The organism is Pseudomonas multiresinivorans, assembly GCF_012971725.1.
GTDB lineage: Bacteria > Pseudomonadota > Gammaproteobacteria > Pseudomonadales > Pseudomonadaceae > Pseudomonas > Pseudomonas multiresinivorans.
Map to the genome: position 1 here is coordinate 2,797,602 of NZ_CP048833.1, position 18,136 is coordinate 2,815,737.

At 67.6% G+C, this 18,136-nt stretch carries 15 protein-coding genes; 7 read left to right on the forward strand and 8 right to left on the reverse strand.

The annotated features are described in order from the left end of the window. Positions 1-6: 6 nt before the first annotated feature. The 6 genes from G4G71_RS12895 to G4G71_RS12920 all read right to left on the reverse strand — a co-directional run bounded on the left by G4G71_RS12895 (position 7) and on the right by G4G71_RS12920 (position 7,766). Positions 7-1,857 carry a DUF1302 domain-containing protein gene (locus G4G71_RS12895; protein ID WP_169938105.1) on the reverse strand — a complete coding sequence of 617 codons (1,851 nt, stop codon included), beginning with the start codon at positions 1,855-1,857 and terminating at the stop codon, positions 7-9. 113 nt (positions 1,858-1,970) lie between these two features. Next, positions 1,971-2,987 carry an MBL fold metallo-hydrolase gene (locus tag G4G71_RS12900; protein WP_169938107.1) on the reverse strand — a complete coding sequence of 339 codons (1,017 nt, stop codon included), beginning with the start codon at positions 2,985-2,987 and terminating at the stop codon, positions 1,971-1,973. Positions 2,988-3,038: 51 nt separating this feature from the next. After that, entirely contained in the window at positions 3,039-4,940 is a 1,902-nt protein-coding gene (locus G4G71_RS12905) for an acyl-CoA synthetase (RefSeq protein WP_169938109.1), read from the reverse strand. Further along, on the reverse strand, positions 4,940-5,893 hold the full coding sequence (locus G4G71_RS12910; RefSeq protein WP_169938111.1) for a fumarylacetoacetate hydrolase family protein: 954 nt from the start codon (positions 5,891-5,893) through the stop codon (positions 4,940-4,942). Before G4G71_RS12910 ends, G4G71_RS12905 begins: the two co-directional genes overlap by 1 nt. Positions 5,894-5,968: 75 nt before the next feature. Continuing rightward, positions 5,969-7,072 carry a VOC family protein gene (locus tag G4G71_RS12915; RefSeq protein ID WP_169938113.1) on the reverse strand — a complete coding sequence of 368 codons (1,104 nt, stop codon included), beginning with the start codon at positions 7,070-7,072 and terminating at the stop codon, positions 5,969-5,971. A 79-nt stretch (positions 7,073-7,151) separates the two neighbouring features. Beyond that, on the reverse strand, positions 7,152-7,766 hold the full coding sequence (locus G4G71_RS12920; protein WP_169938115.1) for a TetR/AcrR family transcriptional regulator: 615 nt from the start codon (positions 7,764-7,766) through the stop codon (positions 7,152-7,154). Between the two features lie 253 nt (positions 7,767-8,019). Here G4G71_RS12920 and G4G71_RS12925 point away from each other — a divergent pair, with 253 nt between their 5' ends. The 6 genes from G4G71_RS12925 to G4G71_RS12950 are packed head-to-tail and all read left to right on the forward strand — an operon-like array spanning position 8,020 to position 15,218. Further along, positions 8,020-9,645 carry a bifunctional 3-(3-hydroxy-phenyl)propionate/3-hydroxycinnamic acid hydroxylase gene (locus G4G71_RS12925; protein WP_169938117.1) on the forward strand — a complete coding sequence of 542 codons (1,626 nt, stop codon included), beginning with the start codon at positions 8,020-8,022 and terminating at the stop codon, positions 9,643-9,645. Beyond that, a complete protein-coding gene (locus G4G71_RS12930; protein WP_169938120.1) occupies positions 9,642-11,288 on the forward strand; it encodes an FAD-dependent monooxygenase in 1,647 nt (548 codons plus the stop codon). The genes G4G71_RS12925 and G4G71_RS12930 overlap by 4 nt, the downstream gene beginning before the upstream one ends. A gap of 2 nt (positions 11,289-11,290) precedes the next feature. Continuing rightward, the gene (locus tag G4G71_RS12935) at positions 11,291-11,671 is read left to right on the forward strand and encodes a hypothetical protein (RefSeq protein ID WP_169938122.1); all 381 of its coding nucleotides are present in this window, start codon (positions 11,291-11,293) and stop codon (positions 11,669-11,671) included. Positions 11,672-11,701: 30 nt separating this feature from the next. Beyond that, entirely contained in the window at positions 11,702-12,775 is a 1,074-nt protein-coding gene (locus tag G4G71_RS12940) for an amidohydrolase family protein (protein WP_169938124.1), read from the forward strand. Positions 12,776-12,790: 15 nt separating this feature from the next. After that, positions 12,791-13,984 carry an amidohydrolase family protein gene (locus G4G71_RS12945; RefSeq protein ID WP_240964915.1) on the forward strand — a complete coding sequence of 398 codons (1,194 nt, stop codon included), beginning with the start codon at positions 12,791-12,793 and terminating at the stop codon, positions 13,982-13,984. 4 nt (positions 13,985-13,988) lie between these two features. After that, on the forward strand, positions 13,989-15,218 hold the full coding sequence (locus tag G4G71_RS12950; protein WP_169938126.1) for an NADH:flavin oxidoreductase/NADH oxidase family protein: 1,230 nt from the start codon (positions 13,989-13,991) through the stop codon (positions 15,216-15,218). Positions 15,219-15,224: 6 nt separating this feature from the next. Here the strand turns inward: G4G71_RS12950 and G4G71_RS12955 are convergent, their stop codons facing one another. Further along, the gene (locus G4G71_RS12955; RefSeq protein WP_054908504.1) at positions 15,225-15,872 is read right to left on the reverse strand and encodes a TetR/AcrR family transcriptional regulator; all 648 of its coding nucleotides are present in this window, start codon (positions 15,870-15,872) and stop codon (positions 15,225-15,227) included. A 64-nt stretch (positions 15,873-15,936) separates the two neighbouring features. Next, positions 15,937-17,517, reverse strand: coding sequence for a bifunctional 3-(3-hydroxy-phenyl)propionate/3-hydroxycinnamic acid hydroxylase (locus tag G4G71_RS12960; protein ID WP_169938128.1), 1,581 nt, complete (start codon positions 17,515-17,517; stop codon positions 15,937-15,939). Between the two features lie 383 nt (positions 17,518-17,900). Between G4G71_RS12960 and G4G71_RS12965 the strand changes: the two genes are divergently transcribed. Beyond that, positions 17,901-18,113, forward strand: coding sequence for a hypothetical protein (locus tag G4G71_RS12965; protein ID WP_169938130.1), 213 nt, complete (start codon positions 17,901-17,903; stop codon positions 18,111-18,113). The last annotated feature ends 23 nt before the right edge of the window (positions 18,114-18,136 follow it).

The following is an 18,136-nucleotide window of genomic DNA, read 5'->3' on the forward strand; positions in this document are numbered from 1 at the left end:
CTCCGCTTAGAACGACACGCCAAGGCTCAGGGCAAGGAAGTCCCGGTCGGTATTCACGTTGTACTTACCGCCGAAGAAGTTGGTGTAGGAAAGGCTCATGTTGTAGGTGTTGAGGTAGGTGCTATCGACGCCGACGCTGATCGCCCGCGCGCCCTGGTTGAAGCCCGGTTCCGGGGCATAGCCGTGGACGTCGTGGGACCACGCCAGGTTGGGTCGCACCGTGGCGCCGTCGATGAGGTCGGCGTACTCCCAGATCGCCCGCGTCTGGTAGCCCCAGGCGGTGCTGGTGACGAAGCCCGAGTCGTTGCAGTACTGCGGCGTGACACTGTTGCCGGTGCACAGGCTGTTGTCCGGGTACAGCGCCCCCTGGCCGAACACCGGGCTGCGGCCGTAGCGCAGCTCGTCGTCGCCGCCCAGGCCGCCGACATGGGTGACGCCGATCTCGCCGATCAGGGTCAGGCGGTCGGCGCCCATCACCTGGTCGAAGAAGTGCGTCGCGGTGACCTGCGCCTGGGTCACTTCCTTGCGCCGGTAGCCCTTGAGGATCGCGTCGTTGGCCGGTGCCGGCGCGTCGCCGTAGACCGGTGTGAGCGCCGGTATGCCCAGGGTCGAGGTGACCAGGTCCACCGGGTTGATCTGCACCGGCATGTTCGGCCGGTAGCTGATCTCGCCGGCCAGGGTGGTGCCGGTGGGCAGGCTGGTGCTGAAGCTCAGGCCGTAGAGCTGGATGTCTTCGGGGTAGTCGGCGAAGTACTGGGCGCTGCCCAGGCGATAGGCCTGGGTCAGCTGCTGGCCGGCGCCGCTGCCGATCACCGCGCCGCAGAGGGCATCCGGAATGCCGAGGTTGCCGCACAGCTGCGGGGCGAAGCCCAGGTCGGCCGCGTGCGGGCCGCTGCGTACGCTGAGGTATGGCTGGCGGCTGTGGTAGTTGATGAAGTAGCCGGCGAACTCGCTATCCAGCTCCGGGGCGAACCAGCGCAGGGCGGCGCCCCACTGGCCGTCGTCGCGTGCTTCGCGGTCCTTGCCGCGGGGGATGACGATGCCTTCGTCGGTCAGGTTGATCCCCGCTGGCGCCAGGGCCTGGACCGCCAGCGGGTTCTGGTTGATCACCGGGCCGGCGGCCAGGCCGTTGCAGCCATCGGCCATCACATCGGTGGTGGAGAAGAAGGTGCCGCAGTTGTCGATCACGGTCTTCTGCCATTCCAGTTGGTAGAAGGCCTCGGCGGACAGGTGCTCGCTGAAGTTCTGCGAGACGTAGAACATGTTCACCGGGATCAGGCCTTCCTTGATCTCCGAACCAGGGCGGCGGAACGCCGCGACATCGATCGGGTTGATCGCGTTGATGCCGCCCTGGATGAAGGTGCTCTCGCCCCAGCTCACCACCTGCTTGCCCAGGCGCACGGTGCCGGGCAGGTCGCCGATGCTGTAGTTGTGGTAGAGGAAGGCATCGAGGAATTCGGCGCCGGAGGCCTTGGCGCCTTCCTCACGGCCGTGGTCGTCGATGTCCTTGAAGTGCAGGTGCTCGTCCTTGAGCTTGAAGTCGTACCAGTACTTGCCGCGGACGAAGGCACCGGAGTCGCCGTACTTCAGCTCCAGGTCGTGGATGCCCTTGAACACCTTGGAGAAGGTGTCGCCCTCGCGGAAGTTGCGTTTGCCGTCGTCGGAGCTGTGGCTGTGCAGCAGGCCGGCGTCGGCATTGCGCATGGCCCAGCTGGCGCCGACCGAGAGGCTGGAGTCGAACTGCCCCTCGATCTCGCCGAGGGAGAAGGTGAAGGCCTGTGCGCCGTCGCCGTAAACGGCCAGGCCGATGGCGGCGGGAAGCGCGAGCAGGTGCAAGGCGGGTGATCTGCGGTTCATCTGAAACGACCTCTTGTTGTTGTTCTGTCGTCTGCCGGCCCTTTTTCGGGCACAGCGGGGCCCCGCTGGCCCGCGGCGTGCGGGCCAGTTGATGAAGGTGGTGGTGGAAGGCGCTAGAGGCTCAGGTCGAGGGCGTCCTCCCCGAGCGTGATCTCGCCCGAATACTCATCGGCCATGCCGCTGACGAACATCCGTCTGGCGAGGAAGTTGTCCGGGGCCGGGATCAGGTGGGTGAGCAGCAGATGGCGCACGCCGGCGCGCTGGGCCATGCGTGCCAGCTCCAGGGTGTCGGCGTGGTAATCGAGTACGCGCACGGCTTGCTGTCCACGGTCCTTCTGCCCGGTGCGTTCGAGCGCCGCGGCGCCCTCGTGCACCAGATGCGCATTGATCGCCTCGTGCACCACCAGGTCGGCATCGCGCATGGCTTCCAGGTAGCGCTCGCTGACGCGGGTATCGCCGCTGATGAACAGCTTCCTGCCCTGGTAGCGCAACACGTAGCCGTAGGCGGGCTCCACCGGATGGTGGTCGACGCGGTAGGTATCGATGGTCACGCCGCCCTGGTCATAGACGCGCACCGATTCCTGTCCCTCGGCGATCTCCACCCGGCGCGGCTCGGCGAATGCCAGGCGTCGGTCGGTGGCAGGCAGGGCATGGGCGCTGCGGTAGCTGGCGTCCTGGGCATAGGCCATGGCCAGTCCCTCGACAACCTGCTCCACGCCGGTCGGGCCGTAGACCACCAAGGGCGTCTGCCGGCCGTAGATCCAGCTGTGGTTGATCAGCGCACCCAGGCCGTTGAAATGGTCCGAGTGCCAGTGGGTGATGAACACCTGGTTCAGTGCCTGTATCGGCACGTGGCTGGTCTCCAGGTTGCGCATGGCGTTTTCGCCGGCATCGAAGAGGAACAGCCGGCCGCCAGCGGCCACCAGGGTGCAGGCCTGGCCGCGGGTGGCATTGACCTGCGGCGTGCCGGTGCCGCAGAGGATGACGCGAATGGCATTGCCGCCCTGGATCAGGGACTGGTCGGTGTGGTCCTTGACCATGGCATCCAGCGCCGCGTGCTGGATGCGTTCGCAACCGGGCAGGGCGAGGACGAGCAGCAGGGCAAGGGCTCGGGACAGTCGGGGTCGCATGGCACTTCCTTCGTCTTGTTCTTGTTGTGTGTGCGAGCGCTGTGGTCGGGCTCAGCCGTGCCAGTCAACCGCGAAGCTGTAGCGGCCCAGCGCACGGGCCAGTTCATCGCGCCCGGAGCCGGCGCGAACCTGTGCCACCAGTCCGCGACGGGCGTCCTGCACCACCTCCACGGCGATGCCGGCCAGGCCCTGGTTGTCCGCTTCCTGGCGGATCACCCGGGCGATTTCGCGTTGCTGCAGCACGGGCTTGAAGATCTTGCCCACCGGCGTGACCGGCAGGGCGTCGAGAATCTCGATGCGCTTGGGCACTGCGGCGCGTTCGCTGATCCGCTGGTTGGCGAAGTCCAGCAACGCAGCACTGTCGGCACGTTGGCCGGCGGCGAGCTGCACATAGGCCACGGGAATCTCGCCAGCGTGCGGGTCGGGGCTGCCCACCGCCGCCACCAGGGCCACTGCCGGGTGCGCCTGCAGCGCTTCTTCGATCTGCTTCGGGTCGATGTTGTGGCCGCCGCGGATGATCAGTTCCTTCTTGCGCCCGGTGAGCCAGAAGTAGCCCTGGGCGTCCTGCCGCCCGAGGTCGCCGGTGTTCAGCCAGCGCCGCCCGCCGATGTCGATCCACAAGCCCTTGTTGTGGCTGTCGTCGAGGTAGCCGAGGAACACGTTGGGGCCGTGGATGGCGATCACCCCGACCTCGTCGGTCTCGGCATCGCGCATGTAGGCGCCCTGATCGTCGAGGATCACCGCACGCATGTCCTGGTAAGCCAGGCGCAGGCCGATGGAGCCGATCGGTCGTTCGCCGTCGGGCGGGTTGCTCGATGAAACGCACGCGCCCTCGGTGAGACCGTAGCCTTCGAGGATGCGCACACCGACCACCCGCTCGAACTCGCGGAACAGCTCCACCGGCATCGGCGCTGCGCCACACAGTGCGTACTGCAGGCTGGACAGGTCGTGGCCGGCGACGGGTTGCTGCAGCAGGGCCGAATAGACGGTCGGCACGCCGGAGAAGAAGTTGATGCCAAAGTGCTGGACCATTGCCCAGAAGGCCGGGATCACGCCCTCGCCGCGATAGCCCTGGGGCGTGCCGATGATCACCCGGTCGCCATGGGTCCAGGGCATCAGCCCGGTCACCAGCTGGCCGTTGACGTGGAACAGCGGCAACCCGCAGAAGATCACCTGGCCGGGCTGGCGCGGCTGCATGTTGGCGGCCATCGCCCAGGCGTTGAAGACTTCCGAGCCGTGGCTGCGCCGGGCGATCTTCGGCAGGCCGGTAGTGCCGCCGGTGCAGAAGTAGGAGGAGGGTTCTTCCGCGCGGATCACGCGGCCGCTGCTGAGCTGTTTGCCATTCTCGCGGCGCATTGCCGTGCGCAGGTCATGGATGCGCAGGCGCGGGTGGCGCTGGCGTTCGCGCCGGGCCATCCAGCGTAGCGCGAGGGATGCCACGGTGCCGACGTAGGGCGCCATGCTCACCCAGAGCACATCGCGCACGCCGGACAGGCTGTCGAGCTGGCTGGCCAGCTTGGGCCACAGGTCGCTGCCGGGCGTCGGCGCCAGGGTCACCACCAGCCTCGCATTGGCGGCGCGCAGCAGGTCGCCGATCTGTGCGGCCTCCAGCAGCGGGTTGATCGCCAGGACGATGCCCGCGGCCTCGCCGCCCCAGATGACGAAGTGGGTTTCCGGCAGGTTCGGCAGGAGGAACGCGACCACGTCCTTCGGCCCGATGCCGAGCCGGTGGAAGGCGTTGGCGGCGCGGGTGATGTCGGCGAACAACTCGGCGTAGGTCCAGTCGTGGGTGCGACGGAAGTCCTTTGCTTCGAGGAAGAAGCTGAGCGCCGTCGACGTGCCGTATTCGCCGGCGCAACGGCGCAGCGCTTCGTAGGTGCTGGCGGGCAACTCGCGGCGTGCCAGCGCAACGCTCTCCAGCGCCTGGATATCGGCGAGGGTCTGCACGGCCATCAGGCTTGCTCCACCACGCGGTTGCGCTGCACGCCCAGGTCGACGACGCCGTCGGCGCTGCGGATGCTCGCCTCGACCAGGTCGCCGGCCTTGAGGTACTGGCTGCGCCCCGCCTGCGTCTTGAGGAAGGCCTTCCACTTGATGTGCTCGGGCAGCAACGCGGCGATGCGCTGCTTGGCCGGCGAGGGCACCGACAGCGCGCAGCCGGCCGGCGTGCCGGTGGCGATCAGGTCGCCGGCAGCGAAGTCCTGCACCCCGGACAGCTCGCTCAGGGTCTCCGCCGGGCCATGCACCAGGTTGGCGGTACTGTCGCTCTGGCGCACCTCGCCGTTGACCGTCAGGCGCAGCCGCAGGTCCTTCAGGTAGCCCATGTCGTTCTTCTGCAGCAGGCACAGGTACGGGCCGACCGGGCCGAAGGTGCGGAAGCTCTTGCCCTTGTAGAACTGCATCTGCGGGATCTGGATGTCGCGCGCCGAGTAGTCGTTGACGATCACCACGCCGGCGATGAACTCGTGCAGGTTGGCGTCGTTGACCGCGACCTTGCTGGTGATCTCCCGGCGCAGCACCAGGCCCAGCTCGATCTCGTAGTCGAGGAAGCGCACCTGGCGCGGTTTGATCAGGTCGCTGTCGGCGGCGACGATGCAGCTCTGCGCCTTGGTGAATATCATGTTGAAGTGCTTGGCGTCCGGGTCCATGCCCGACTCGATCATGTGCTGCCGATAATTGGCGCCCTGGCAGACGAACTGCTGGTCGCGGGTGATCGGCGAGAGCAGCTTGACCGCTTCCAGCGCCAGTTCGTCGCCTCGCAATGCCGCTAGTTCCTCGACCTGAACGTGCCGGATCAGCTCGCCGGTGCTGGCGTAGCGGCCGGGCAGGGGGCTGATGCGGCCCTGGCGCAGGACGCCCCAGCGGGTTTCGTTCTGGTGTTCAAAGCGGACAAGGTGCACGGGCATGGCAACGACTCCTGGTACGGCGGTGGGCCGCGTCGGGGCGGCGATTGTTGTTGTGCTTGTGGTTGTGCGGCGGGCCTAGCCGAACATCCGCGCCAGCGTGATCAGCTTGCGCACTGTCAGGTCCGGGCTGTGCCGCAGGTTGTGCAGCAGGATGCGCAGCTTCTGCAGGTTCATCGCCGGCTTGGTGAAGCTCTTGGGCATGCGCTGGCCCCATTGCGACATGGCTTCGGGGCTGACGCCGTGCAGCCCGGTGGGGCGCTCGGCGGTGAACAGGTCGCCGTCGCAGTAGTGCTCGTGCTTGTCGCCCCAGGGGTCCTGCCAGTAGTCGAAGATCTGGCTGCCAAGGATGTGCCGGCCCATGCCCCAGGCATGCTTCCAGCCGCGCTCGCGCAGCACCCGCTGGCCCATGCCGACGGCGTCGGCATCCACCACTTCGTAGGCGCTGTGGCTGTAGGCGGCCATGAAGCCCTGGGCCAGCGCCAGGGTGTGGTGGTCGGCCGGCGTGTCGCCCAGGTCCAGGCGCAGGAAAGCCACCGCCGGGGAGCCATCGGGCAGTACCTGCACGTCGCTGGGGATGAAACCGAAATGCTCCGTGTACCAGCCGGCGGTGGCCTGATAGTCGGCCACTTCGAGGACCACGTGGCCGAGCTTGATGATGTCCGGTGGGGCCACGGGCGGGCGCTGGGTGGCGTTGATCCGCGGTGCCTCGTCGACCTGATTGAGCGGCAGCGCCAGGCGGTGAGCCAGCGCGCTGGCCGGCTGCTGGCCGTGGATCGCCTCGACGACGAAACCGGAGGGGTCACGCAGGCTCACGCTTTCGCCGCCGCCGGGTGCAGTCGACTGCTGGATTGGCGATGCGCCCGGCAGGCGCGCCAGTCGCTGCAGGTCCTCGCGCGACTCGACGGCCAGGCCGAAGCCGACGAAGCGCGCCTGCGCCGCCCGTTCCACACGATAGCAGTAGGGCGCCGGGCCGGTGCCGCGCAGGTACAGGCAGTCGGCATCGCGGCGCGCCAGGGCCAGGCCGAAGTCGCCGAGAAAGCGCTCGGCCTGCTCCAGGTCCGGACGTTCGAAGATCAGGTGGGCCAGCGCGCGAGCCCTGACCGTTGGCCGCGGATGACGCGCCGGCTGCGGCGTCGCCAGGGCGGTGGGCTGGCTTGCGGAAGGGGGCTGACGGCTCATGCTTGTTGTTCTCCGTGGCTTTCGTCAGGCAAGGCTTCGCCATCGCCCCTGAAAAGGGGCGTTGGCAGGTTCGGGTGGATCAGTCCGCGGGTGGCAGCACCGGCAGCTCACCGGTGGACAGGCTGCGCGCTTCCTCCGGCGCCACGCCGAGCGCGCGCAGGGTCAGTTCGGCAGCGTCGCTGCCGGCCTGGCGCCAGGTGCGATGTCCCTCCAGGACCAGGAACATCGAGCTGAGCACGGCGCCCGCAATCATCGAAATCGCCGAAGGCAGCTGTTCCTCGCGGAAGCTGTAGCGGCCATTGGCGAGCCCGCTGAGCAGATCGGCGGTCGGTGGGCCGAACCACATGCCGCGCAGCGATTCATTGCTCATCGAGAAGCGGCTGATGAAGGCGCCCCAATGGGGCTCTTCATGGGCCCGGCGAATGAAGAAGCGGATGCCGTTGGCCAGGCGCAGGGCCGGGTCCGAGGTCTCGCCGAAGCTCTTCACCACGCGCTGGTGCATCTCCGCGGCCAGGTGGCTGGCCACGTGCTGGAAGAGGTCATCGATGGACTGCAGGTTGTTGTAGATCGTGCCCCGGGCCACACCGGCCTCCTGGGCCAGGTCGCTAATGTTCACCTGGCTCGCGCCCTTCTCGGCGAACAGGCGCAGGGCGGCCTGGTGGATACGGCGTTGTACGGGGTTGAGGGTTTCCATGAAAAGACGGCTCCAACGTCAAGCTTGGGCTGATTGAACACGTGCGTTCAAAATAAGTCAACAGGGTCTATTGAACGTCATTTTTCCTGCCTTCCCCGTGGATTCTCCCGTCTTTCGCGCCTATCCGGCGCTGTAGCGATCCTTTGGAAAGGCTCTGGCCGGAGAGTTTCAGTGAGGAATACTGATCTCCAGTTGACTGAATTGAACACTAGTGTTCAAAATGATTCGGCGATGTATTCCTCTGGAGCGAGCAATGCAAGAGTCCATAACAACAACGACAACCTGCGACGTGATCATCGTCGGTCTCGGCCCCACCGGGGCGGTGCTGGCCAACCTGCTGGGCCGCTACGGCTGGTCCGTGGTCGGCCTGGAGCGCGACGAGGACCTTTACTACGCCCCGCGTGCCGTGCACTTCGATGACGAGATCATGCGCATCTTCCAGTTCGCCGGCCTGGCCGACGACATCGGCCGCACCAGCGAGTCGTTCACCGACATGGAGATCATCCTGCGCCCCGGGCGCAAGCCGGTTACCCGCTCGCGCATCGGCAGCCAGGACCGCCGCTATGGCCATCCCGGCGCCTGGTGGTTCCACCAGCCGACCCTGGAGCGGCATTTCCACGACGGGCTCAAGCGCTATCCCAATGTCACCCCGGTGTACGGCTGCCGCGTTACCGGCGTCGAGCAGGACGCCGAAGGCGTGCGCGCCACCGCCGTGCAGCGTGACGGCAGCGAGCGGGTGTTCCAGGGGCGCTACCTGATCGGTTGCGACGGTGGCAAGAGCTTTGTCCGCCGCGAGGCCGGGCTGCGCCTGGAGTCGGCCGACTTCGACGAAGCCTGGGTGGTGGTGGATACCAAGACCCGTTCCGGGGAGAAGGATGCGCTGCTGCCGGCCAACCACTCGCAGGTGTGCAACCCGGCGCAGCCGGTGACCTACGTGCCCATGGCCGGCCCGTACTACGAATGGCAGTTCATGGTCACCGGCGGCAAGTCCGAGCGCGAGGCCACCGATCCCTATCTGGTGCGCCAGCAACTTCGCGACTTCGTCGACCTCGACAAGATCGAGATCACCCGCATCGCCTACTACAAGTTCCACGGCCTCTGGGCCAACGACTGGCGCAACGGCCGGATCATCCTGGCCGGCGACTCGGCGCACCAGATGCCGCCGTTCCTCGGCCAGGGCATGTGCTCTGGCGTGCGCGACGCGAGCAGCCTGTGCTGGCGCCTGGACATGGTGCTGCGCGGCGCCGCGCGGGAGAAACTGTTCGACGACTACGAGGCCGAACGCTCGGCCCATGTGCGCGAGATCATCAATGGCGCGATGTTCCTCGGCAACGTCATCCAGACCCGCCACCGCGGTGTGGCCTTCCTGCGCGACTGGCTGCTGTTCCGCATCGCCGGCCTGCTGCCTTTCGCCAACAAGGCGTTCGCCGACAAGGCCAACCGCAAGAAGCCGCTGGCCGCCGGTTTCTGCGGCTGGGGGCACCGGCTGTCCGGTCACCTGGCCCTGCAGCCGAAAGTGTTGCGGGACGGGGAGGACGAGCGGCTGCTGCTCGACGAGGCGCTTGGCCACGGCTTTGCCGTGCTCGCCCGACGCGGTTGCCTCGACACCCAGCGAGCGCAGCTGGAGCGCCTGGCGCAGCAGGTGGACCTGCGCGTGCTGGAGTTCGCCGAAGACCCGTCCGGCCCGGTACTGGGCGACCCCAGCGGCGCGCTGCAGGACTGGTTCGACGAAGCGGACATGGACTTCGTGCTGATCCGCCCCGACCGCTATGTCTTCGATGCCGGCCGCGCCGACCAGCTGGGGCGCGTCGCCGAGCGCTTCCTCGCCGGCCTGTCGCTGGTCCGCCACAGCAATCAATCCCAAGGAGTGGCGGCATGATCGACACACCCGTTCTCATCAGCGGCGCCGGCCCGGTCGGCCTGACCCTGGCGCTGAATCTCAGCCGCCTGGGGATTCGCTCCGTGCTGCTCAACGATCGCCGGCAGACCACCACGCATCCCAAGCTGGACGTGGTGAACTGCCGCTCCATGGAAATCTTCCGCCAGCTGGGCCTGGCCGAACGCATCCGCGCGGCCGGCAACCCGACCGACGCCAACCAGTATTCGGCCATGGCGGCTTCGGCCAGCGGGCCGTTCTACAGCGTGATGTCCGACCGGCACCTGATCTACCAGCCGGTCAGCCAGGCGGAGCAGGCCATCCGCGCCTGCCGCGACGGCAGCCTGCCGCTGGAGTCGATGCAGCGCATCGCGCAGATGCACCTGGAACCGGTGCTGATGGCGGAAGTGGAAGCCGACCCGAACATCGAGCTGCGCATGGGCTGGCGCCTGTATGGCTTCGAGCAGGGCTCCACCGGCGTGGTAGCGATGGCCCATGAAGTGGATAGCGGCGAGGCGCAGCAGTTCTTCGCCCAGTACCTGATCGGCTGCGACGGGCCCAACAGCCGCGTGCGCAACTTCCTCAACATCGATTACGACGGCACCCGCGACCTGGTCGGCGAACTGTTCATCATCCACCTGCGCTCCGATGAGATTGCCGGGCTGTTCCCCAACAACCAGCCCTACTGGCATACCTGGCTGACCCGGCCGGGCTTCGCCGGTCTGCTGGTGTCGCCGGATGCCAGCCGCAATGACTACGTGCTGCACCGGCCCTTTGCGCCGCGCCCCGGTGAGTCGCTGGAGAGCGTGGTGGACGCCGCCCTCGGCACCCGGCTGCGCTACGAGATCGTCCAGTCCGGCCCGTGGCGCCCGCAGTTTCTGGTGGCTCGCTCGTTCGGCCGGCAGCGCGTGTTCATTGCCGGCGATGCCACCCACCAGTTCATGCCCACCGGTGGCCTGGGCATGAACACCGGGGTGGCCGAGGCGCACAACCTGGCCTGGAAGCTGGCGGCCTGCCTGGCCGGTTGGGGCGGTCCGCGCCTGCTGGAAAGCTACGAGGCGGAGCGCCTGCCGGTGGCCCGGCGCAATCGCGAGCACGTGAAGAAGTGCGCGGCGGCGACCTTCGAGGCGCAGATGCGGCGCGACGATGCGCTGCTCGCCCAGGGGACGGCAGGCGATGCCGCGCGGCAGGAAGCCGGGCGCGAGTTCGAGCGCAAGGTCTCGCGGCTCTACGAATCGCTGGGCGTGGAAATCGGCTACCGCTACCACGGCTCGCCGGCGATCGAGCCGGACACCGCCAGCGAGCCGGCCTACGAGGAAGTTCGCTACACGCCCACCACCTGGTCCGGCGCGCGGCTGCCCAGCGCGTTCCGCGAGGATGGCACGGCGCTCTTCGATCAGCTTGCGCTGGGTGGCTACACCCTGCTGGCGTTCGACGCCGAGGCCGAAGCCTGCGCGCCGTTGCAGGAGGCGGCGCAGGAGTGCGGCGTACCGCTGAACGTGCTGCCGATCCACGAGAAATACCTGGCGACCCTGTACGAGCGGCGCTTCGTGCTGGTGCGGCCTGACCAGCATGTGTGCTGGCGCGGCGACAGCCTGCCGGTCGATTGCTACTCGCTGTTCAACCGTCTGCGCGGAGCCCGCTGACCATGAGCCTGTTCATCGATTCACTGAAACTGCGCCTGCTGCTGTTGGCGTCCATCCCGTTGCTGCGCCGCGCCGAACGCCGCTCGGCGCGCCTGCGCGAGCTGTTGCATGAGGACTCCTTCGTGCTGCAGATCCGCACGGCCGATGGCGTCGGCGGCTACTACCGGCTGCGCGGCGGGGTGCTCAGCCTGCATCGCGGCGAACACCGCCGGCCGGACTTCACCCAGTACTGGCAGCGCAGCTCGGATGCCCTGCGGGTGATGCTCAGCCGCGACGAGACCGACATGCTGCGCGCCGTCGAAGGCGGGCAGTGCCAGCTGCAGGGGCGCTTCGCAGTAGCCCTGTGGTTCAACGAGGCGATGAAGATTGCCCGTGCTGCCTGAACCCTCCCGGATCACACAAGGACAACAACAATGACGATCCAACAAGGTCGAATCGACGTGCACCACCACATCATCCCGCCGGCCTTCGTCGAGGTCATGGCGAACAAGGGCCTGGACATGGTGGCCGGCGCGCCGCTGCCGAAATGGTCGCCGCAGAAGTCCATCGAGGTGATGGACCTCAACGGCATCCAGACCGCCATCACCTCGCTGTCAGCGCCGGGCGTGCATTTCGGCGGGGGAGTGGAGCAGGCCCGCGAGCTGGCGATGCGCTGCAACGACTTCGCCGCGCAGATGCGCAGCGATCATCCGGGGCGCTTCGGCAACTTCGCCGTGCTGCCCACGCCGTTCACCGAGGCGGCGTGCCGCGAAGCCATCCGCGCACTGGATGAACTGAAGGCCGAGGGTGTGGTGCTGCTGGGCAGCACCGATGGCGTGTTCCTCGGCGACGCGCGTTTCGACGAACTGATGGCGGAACTGGATCGCCGCGCAGCCATCGTCTTCGTGCACCCGAACATGCACGAAAGCAGCGAGAAACTCGGCATCGCTGCGCCGGGTTTCCTGGTCGAGTTCCTCTGCGATACCACCCGCGCGGCGGTGAACCTGATCCTCACCGGCACGCTGGAGAAGTACCCGCGCATCCGCTGGATCCTCGCCCATGGCGGTGGCTTCCTGCCCTACGTGGCCTGGCGCGTGTCCCTGGCCAACGCCCTGCCGCAATTCCAGGACAAGGCGCCACAGGGCGTGATGACCTACCTCAAGCGCTTCTACTACGACACCGCGCTGTCGCCGTCGCGCTACTCCATGGCAGCGCTGAAGGAGCTGGTGGCGCCCTCGCAGATTCTTTTCGGCAGCGATTTCCCCTTCGCCCCGGCACCGGTCACCACATTGACCTGCCAGACCCTGGAGGAGAACCCGTTGTGGTCGAACGAGCAGCGCTACGGCATCAATCGTGGCCATGCATTGAGCCTGTTCCCGCAGTACCGCGAAGCGCAGGAGCAGGTGGCCGCGGCGCCGATCTTCAGTGGCGAATCCTTCGGCAGCCGGGTGAAGCGCAGCCTGACCCGGCCGCTGGGCGCCTACGTCGAACGTGTGCGCAGCCGCTGATCCGGGGGGAAACGCATGAATCGCCGAGAATTCGTGATGGGCGCCGGCGTACTCGCCAGCGCCTCGTTGCTGGCCGCTGAACTGCCAGCCCTGTCGCCGACAGGTGCTCCCTCCGATGCTGTTGCGCCCGCGCAGCGCCCGTCGCCACTGGCGCCCGGCCGCATCGACGTGCACCACCACATCCTGCCGCCGTTCTACGCGGAAGCGTTGCGTCGCCAGGGGCTGGACAAGGTGGCGGGGGTGGCCTTGCCGGAATGGTCGGCGCAGCGTTCGCTGGAGCTGCTCGACGGGCAGGGGCTGCAGACCGCAATCACCTCGATCTCGTCGCCCGGTGTCTGGTTCGGCAACGACCGTGCCGCCGCCGAGCTGGCGCGCCGCTGCAACGAATTTGCGGCGGAACTGTGCCAGCGGCATGCAGGGCGTTTCGGCAGCTTCGCCTGCGTGCCGCTGCCGGCCACCGAGGTGGCGTGCAGCGAGGCGCTCCACGCGCTGGATGTGCTCAAGGCCGATGGCCTGGTGCTGCTGGCCAGCAATGACGGCGTGTTCCTCGGCGATGCGCGTTTCGACGAGTTGATGGCCGAGCTGGATCAACGCGGGGCGACGGTTTTCCTCCACCCGAACCTGCACCCGAGCAGCCAGACGCTGGGGTTGGCGGCACCGGGTTTCCTGCTGGAGTTCGTCTGCGACACCACGCGGGCGGCAGTGAACCTGATCCTCAGCGGCACGCTGGAACGCTATCCGCGCATCCGCTGGATACTCGCCCACGCCGGTGGCTTCCTGCCGTATGCGGCCTGGCGGGTGTCGTTGGCCAACGCCTTGCCACAGTTCGCGGAGCAGGCGCCGCTGGGCGTGATGACCTACCTTCGGCGCTTCTATTTCGACACTGCGCTGGCACCGGCCGCACCGTCCATGGCGGTACTGCGCGAGTTGGTCGAGCCCGGCCAGGTGCTGTTCGGCAGCGACTTCCCGTTCGCGCCGCAAGCGCTGGTGGCCGAGCAGGTCAGCACGCTTGCCGCCAGCCGCGTCTGGAGCACGGCGGATCTCGCTGGCATTGGTCGTGGGCACGCGTTGAGCCTGTTCCCGCGCTTCGCCGCACCGGGCGAAGCGGTGGCCGTTGCATTGCCGTATGAATCCGAGTCGACCTTGCACTGGTTGGGACGCAGCGCCGGCAAGCCGTTCGCCGCCCTGGCCCAACACCTGAAGGACTGAAGCCATGAGTCAATTGTTCGAGCCGCTACGTCTGCCCAATGGCCAGGTGATCCGCAACCGCATCGCCAAGGCGGCGATGGAGGAAAACCTCGCCGATGCCGACCACGCGCCCGGCGACACTTTGTTGCGTCTGTATCGAAGCTGGGCCGAAGGCGGTGCCGGGTTGATCATCACCGGCAACGTGATGGTCGATCGCCGCGCGCTCACCGGCCCGGCCGGCGTGGTGCTGGAAGACGAGCGCCTGCTGCCGCGCTTCCGGCGTTGGGCCGAGGCCTGTCGCAGCCATGGGGCGCACGCCTGGATGCAGATCAACCATCCGGGCCGCCAGTTGATGGCCGATCTGGGCCAGCCGGCCCTCGGGCCTTCGGCCATCGCCGTGGATATTCCCGGCCTGAAGAATGTCTTCGCCCAGCCGCGCGCGCTCACCGGCGCGGAGATCGACGGGCTGATACAGCGCTACCTGAATGCCGCGCTGCTGGCCGAGCGCGCCGGTTTCAGCGGGGTACAGGTACACGCTGCACACGGCTACCTGTTCAGCCAGTTCCTCTCGCCGCTGAGCAACCGGCGCGAGGATGACTGGGGCGGCAGCCTGGAAAATCGTGCGCGCATCCTGTTGCGTACGGTGGAAGCGATCCGCGCGCGGGTAGCGCCTGATTTCTGCGTGGCGGTGAAGCTCAATTCCGCCGATTTCCAGCGCGGCGGTTTCGCCGCGGAGGATGCCGAGGCCGTGGTGCGCCTGCTCAACGACCGGGGCGTGGACCTGGTCGAACTGTCCGGCGGCAGCTACGAAAGCCCGGCGATGCAGGGGCAGACCCGCGACGGCAGCACCCTGGCGCGGGAAGCGTACTTCCTGGAGTTCGCCGAGCGTATCGCCGCCACGGCACGCATGCCGTTGATGGTCACGGGAGGCATCCGCCGGCGGGAGGTCGCCGAGCGCGCCTTGCAGGGGGCGGTCGCCATGGTGGGGATGGCCACGGCCCTGGCCGTCGATCCAGCCCTGCCCAGGCGCTGGCAGGCCGGCGAGGGCGCGCGGGTCGAGCCGATAGTCGTGGCGTGGAAGAACAAGGCCTTCGCCGCGGTGGCAACCCAGTCGGTGGTGAAGAAACAGCTGGTGCTGCTCAGCCAGGGGCGCCCGACCAATCCGCGCACTTCGCCGCTGCTGGCGTTGATCGGCAACCAGTTGAAGCTGCGCAAGCAGTCGCGCCGCTACCGGCGCTGGGTCGCCCAGGGCTGACGCGGGTCAGCCGCCCTGCGGCAAGGGCAGGGCGGCGATCTTCGAAGCCCTGGCGGGGGTGGCGCCCAGGGCGCGCAGGAGCATTTCGCTGAGCAGCACGTCCTGGCCTTCGGGTGCCCGACCCTCGAGAGTGGCGCGGATGGCCCCGGTGGCGCCGGCAATCACCAGGTCCAGCGCCACATCTTCATCGGCATAGCTGAAGACGCCTTCGGCCAGGCCGCCGCGCAGGTCCTCGCGAACATGGTTGGCCAGCGTCGAGTGCATGGCCTGGTCGTAGTGGATCACCCGCAACAGCGCGCTGGCCCATTGCGGGTCGGACTGTGCGTGCAGGACGAACATGCGCACGCCGATCGCCAGCCGCCGGGAGCCGCTGGAAATGCCGGCGCTGAGCTGGCTGATGGTCTCGGAGAAGTCGCCGGCCAGCGAGATGCCCACCGCCTCGGCCAATTCCTCGCGTGTCTTGAAGTAGTTGTAGATGGTGCCGGTGGACACCTGAGCCTCGGCGGCCAGGTCCTGGAACACCGTTGCGGCGATGTCCTGCCGGGCGAATACCCGCAGGGCTGCATCGAGCAGGCCCTGGCGGGTTCGCGCGCGTTTCTTGTGGCCGCGGGTGAGCGGTTCGCTGTGGTCTTCGCAGGGGGGGCGGTCGGTCATGGCTGGTCGTCGGCTGCGGGGCTGCGGCGATGATACGGGAAGCCCATGGCCGACCGGTACCCGCTCATGCCCGCAGCAGCGCCTGGCAGTGCTGCAGCAGGTCGCCAGCCTGCTCGGGGCGGCACTGGTGCATGATGATGCGGTCTGGCCGCACCACCGCCAGGGCCGGGCCCGGCCAGGGCGTCAGCAGGGCACCGTCGAGGGTCTCGGCGAAATCCGCACGGCTGTCGTCGCGGGCATGGCCGATCTGCAGGAAGCTGCCGCCCAGTTCCAGCCATTGCCTCTGCTGCGTGGCGTCGAGCCAGCGGCGCGGATCGGTGCCCAGCCCGACCAGTTGCAGGTGATCGCCCAGCAACTGGTCGCTGAGGCAGATGCGCCCCGCATGGCGGACCCAGGCCTGCGGAAACAGCCCGCCGCTGGCCAGCCGGGCGCGCCGCGGGCTGCGTATGAACAGGCCGCGGCGGAAGCGGTGCCTGGGCTTGATGTCCAGGTCCTCGAGGTGCCGCCGTGCCGCCGGGATGATCCGCAGGGTTTTCATGAACCCGTGGATCAGGATGGCCGCCAGGGCATTGCCGGGCATGACCAGGCGGCCCATGAGCTTGGCCAGGTCGATCATCTCGCGGGCATGGGGCTGGCGTTCCTGGTCGTAGCTGTCGAGTATTCGCGGCGTGGCACGCCCCTGGAGGACCCAGGACAGTTTCCAGGCGAGGTTGGCCACGTCGCGCAGGCCGGCCACCAGGCCCTGGCCGACGAAGGGCGGTGTAATGTGCGCGGCATCGCCGACGAGGAACACCCGGCCCTGCTGGAAGCGCTCGCAGCAGCGGGCGTGGAAGCGATAGACAGCCTGGCGCTCGATCTTCAACTGCTGGGGCTCGATCCAGGGCGCCAGCAGGGAGCGGATGCGTTCCTGGTCTTCCATCTCGTCACGGGTTTCGCCGGGGCGCAGCATGAACTCCCAACGTTCGCGGCCGCCGGGAGCGGGCATGTGCGGCGTCGGCCGGCGGTGGTCGCAGAGGAACTCGACGTGGTCGATGGCTTTTCCCTGGCGCGCGCCGGCATCGACGATCAGCCAATCCTCCGAGTAGCTCTGACCGTTGAACTCCTGGCCGATCAGCCCACGCACCCGCGAGCTCGCACCGTCCGCGCCGACGAGGTAGCGGCAGCGAACCGGGTGCGACTGGCCGTGCTCATCGAGCAGGGTGGCGGTAACTCCGCTGTCGTCCTGGGTGAAATCCTGCAGCTCCAGGCCGCCCCGGCAACGCAGGTTCCCATAGCGCTGCGCCTGCCGCCGCATCGCCTGCTCCAGGTCGGGTTGGTAGAAGGTCACCAGCTTGTGGTGGCCGTCGATGCGGCCGCTGGTATTGGCCTGGCCGAACTGGCCGACGATGGGGCAGTGCATCTTCACCTGGGGAATCACCACCGTCTCGAAGGCATCCTCCTCCAGCCCGGCGAGCTGGAGGATGCGCAGCGCTTCGTTGTCCAGGGCAATGGCGCGCGGCATGGGCAGGATGTCGTGGGTCTTGTCGATCACCAGGCTGTCCACGCCGTAGCGGCCCAGCAGGGCCGCCAGCGTGGCGCCGACCGGGCCATTGCCGACCACCAGCACGTCGACCGATTCGGGGAGGAACTCATTGTTGTTATGCATTGGGAGATCCGGGTCCGTGGGGGTTAGCCCGGATCCTGCTGATCCGGGTGGAGCGGAATCTATCAAAAATGACGAATACGTCAATATTGGTTATTTCATCATAAATTCCGCCGAAGCAATCGAGTGCCGGACGAGCGAGGGAGGAGGTGCCTGGAGGAGGCCGCGCTATCCGCTTCGGTTCCCGAACCGTCAGCGTCGACCGACTGGTAGTCGTTGTTCGTCATTCAGGGCGATTCAGCGCACCGGGATCGCTTGCAAGCGCAGTCCGCCGTGCGGCGATGCAGCCCTGCCGATGGGCAACTACAGTTGCCCATCGAGGGCGATACCGACGAAGGGGCTTCGGACCTTTGCTCAGAATGAAAAGTCACCCGTCGTGCATTCTTGTGAGGTTCGACTTCAGCCGTGGAGCCTATACGGCGCGCAGCCTGATGGTGATGGTCATCAAGGCGATCGAGTGCGGCCTGGCGGTGGATACCGGCAAGACTCAGGGCCTGCCCACGACCACCCAGCCCATCACCAACTCCTACAAGGAGTTCCTGGGCGGCGCCTACGGCCATCTCACCGGCAACTTCACGCCGGTGGGCAAGATCCGCTGACGATCCGCCACGCTGGCCGGCGG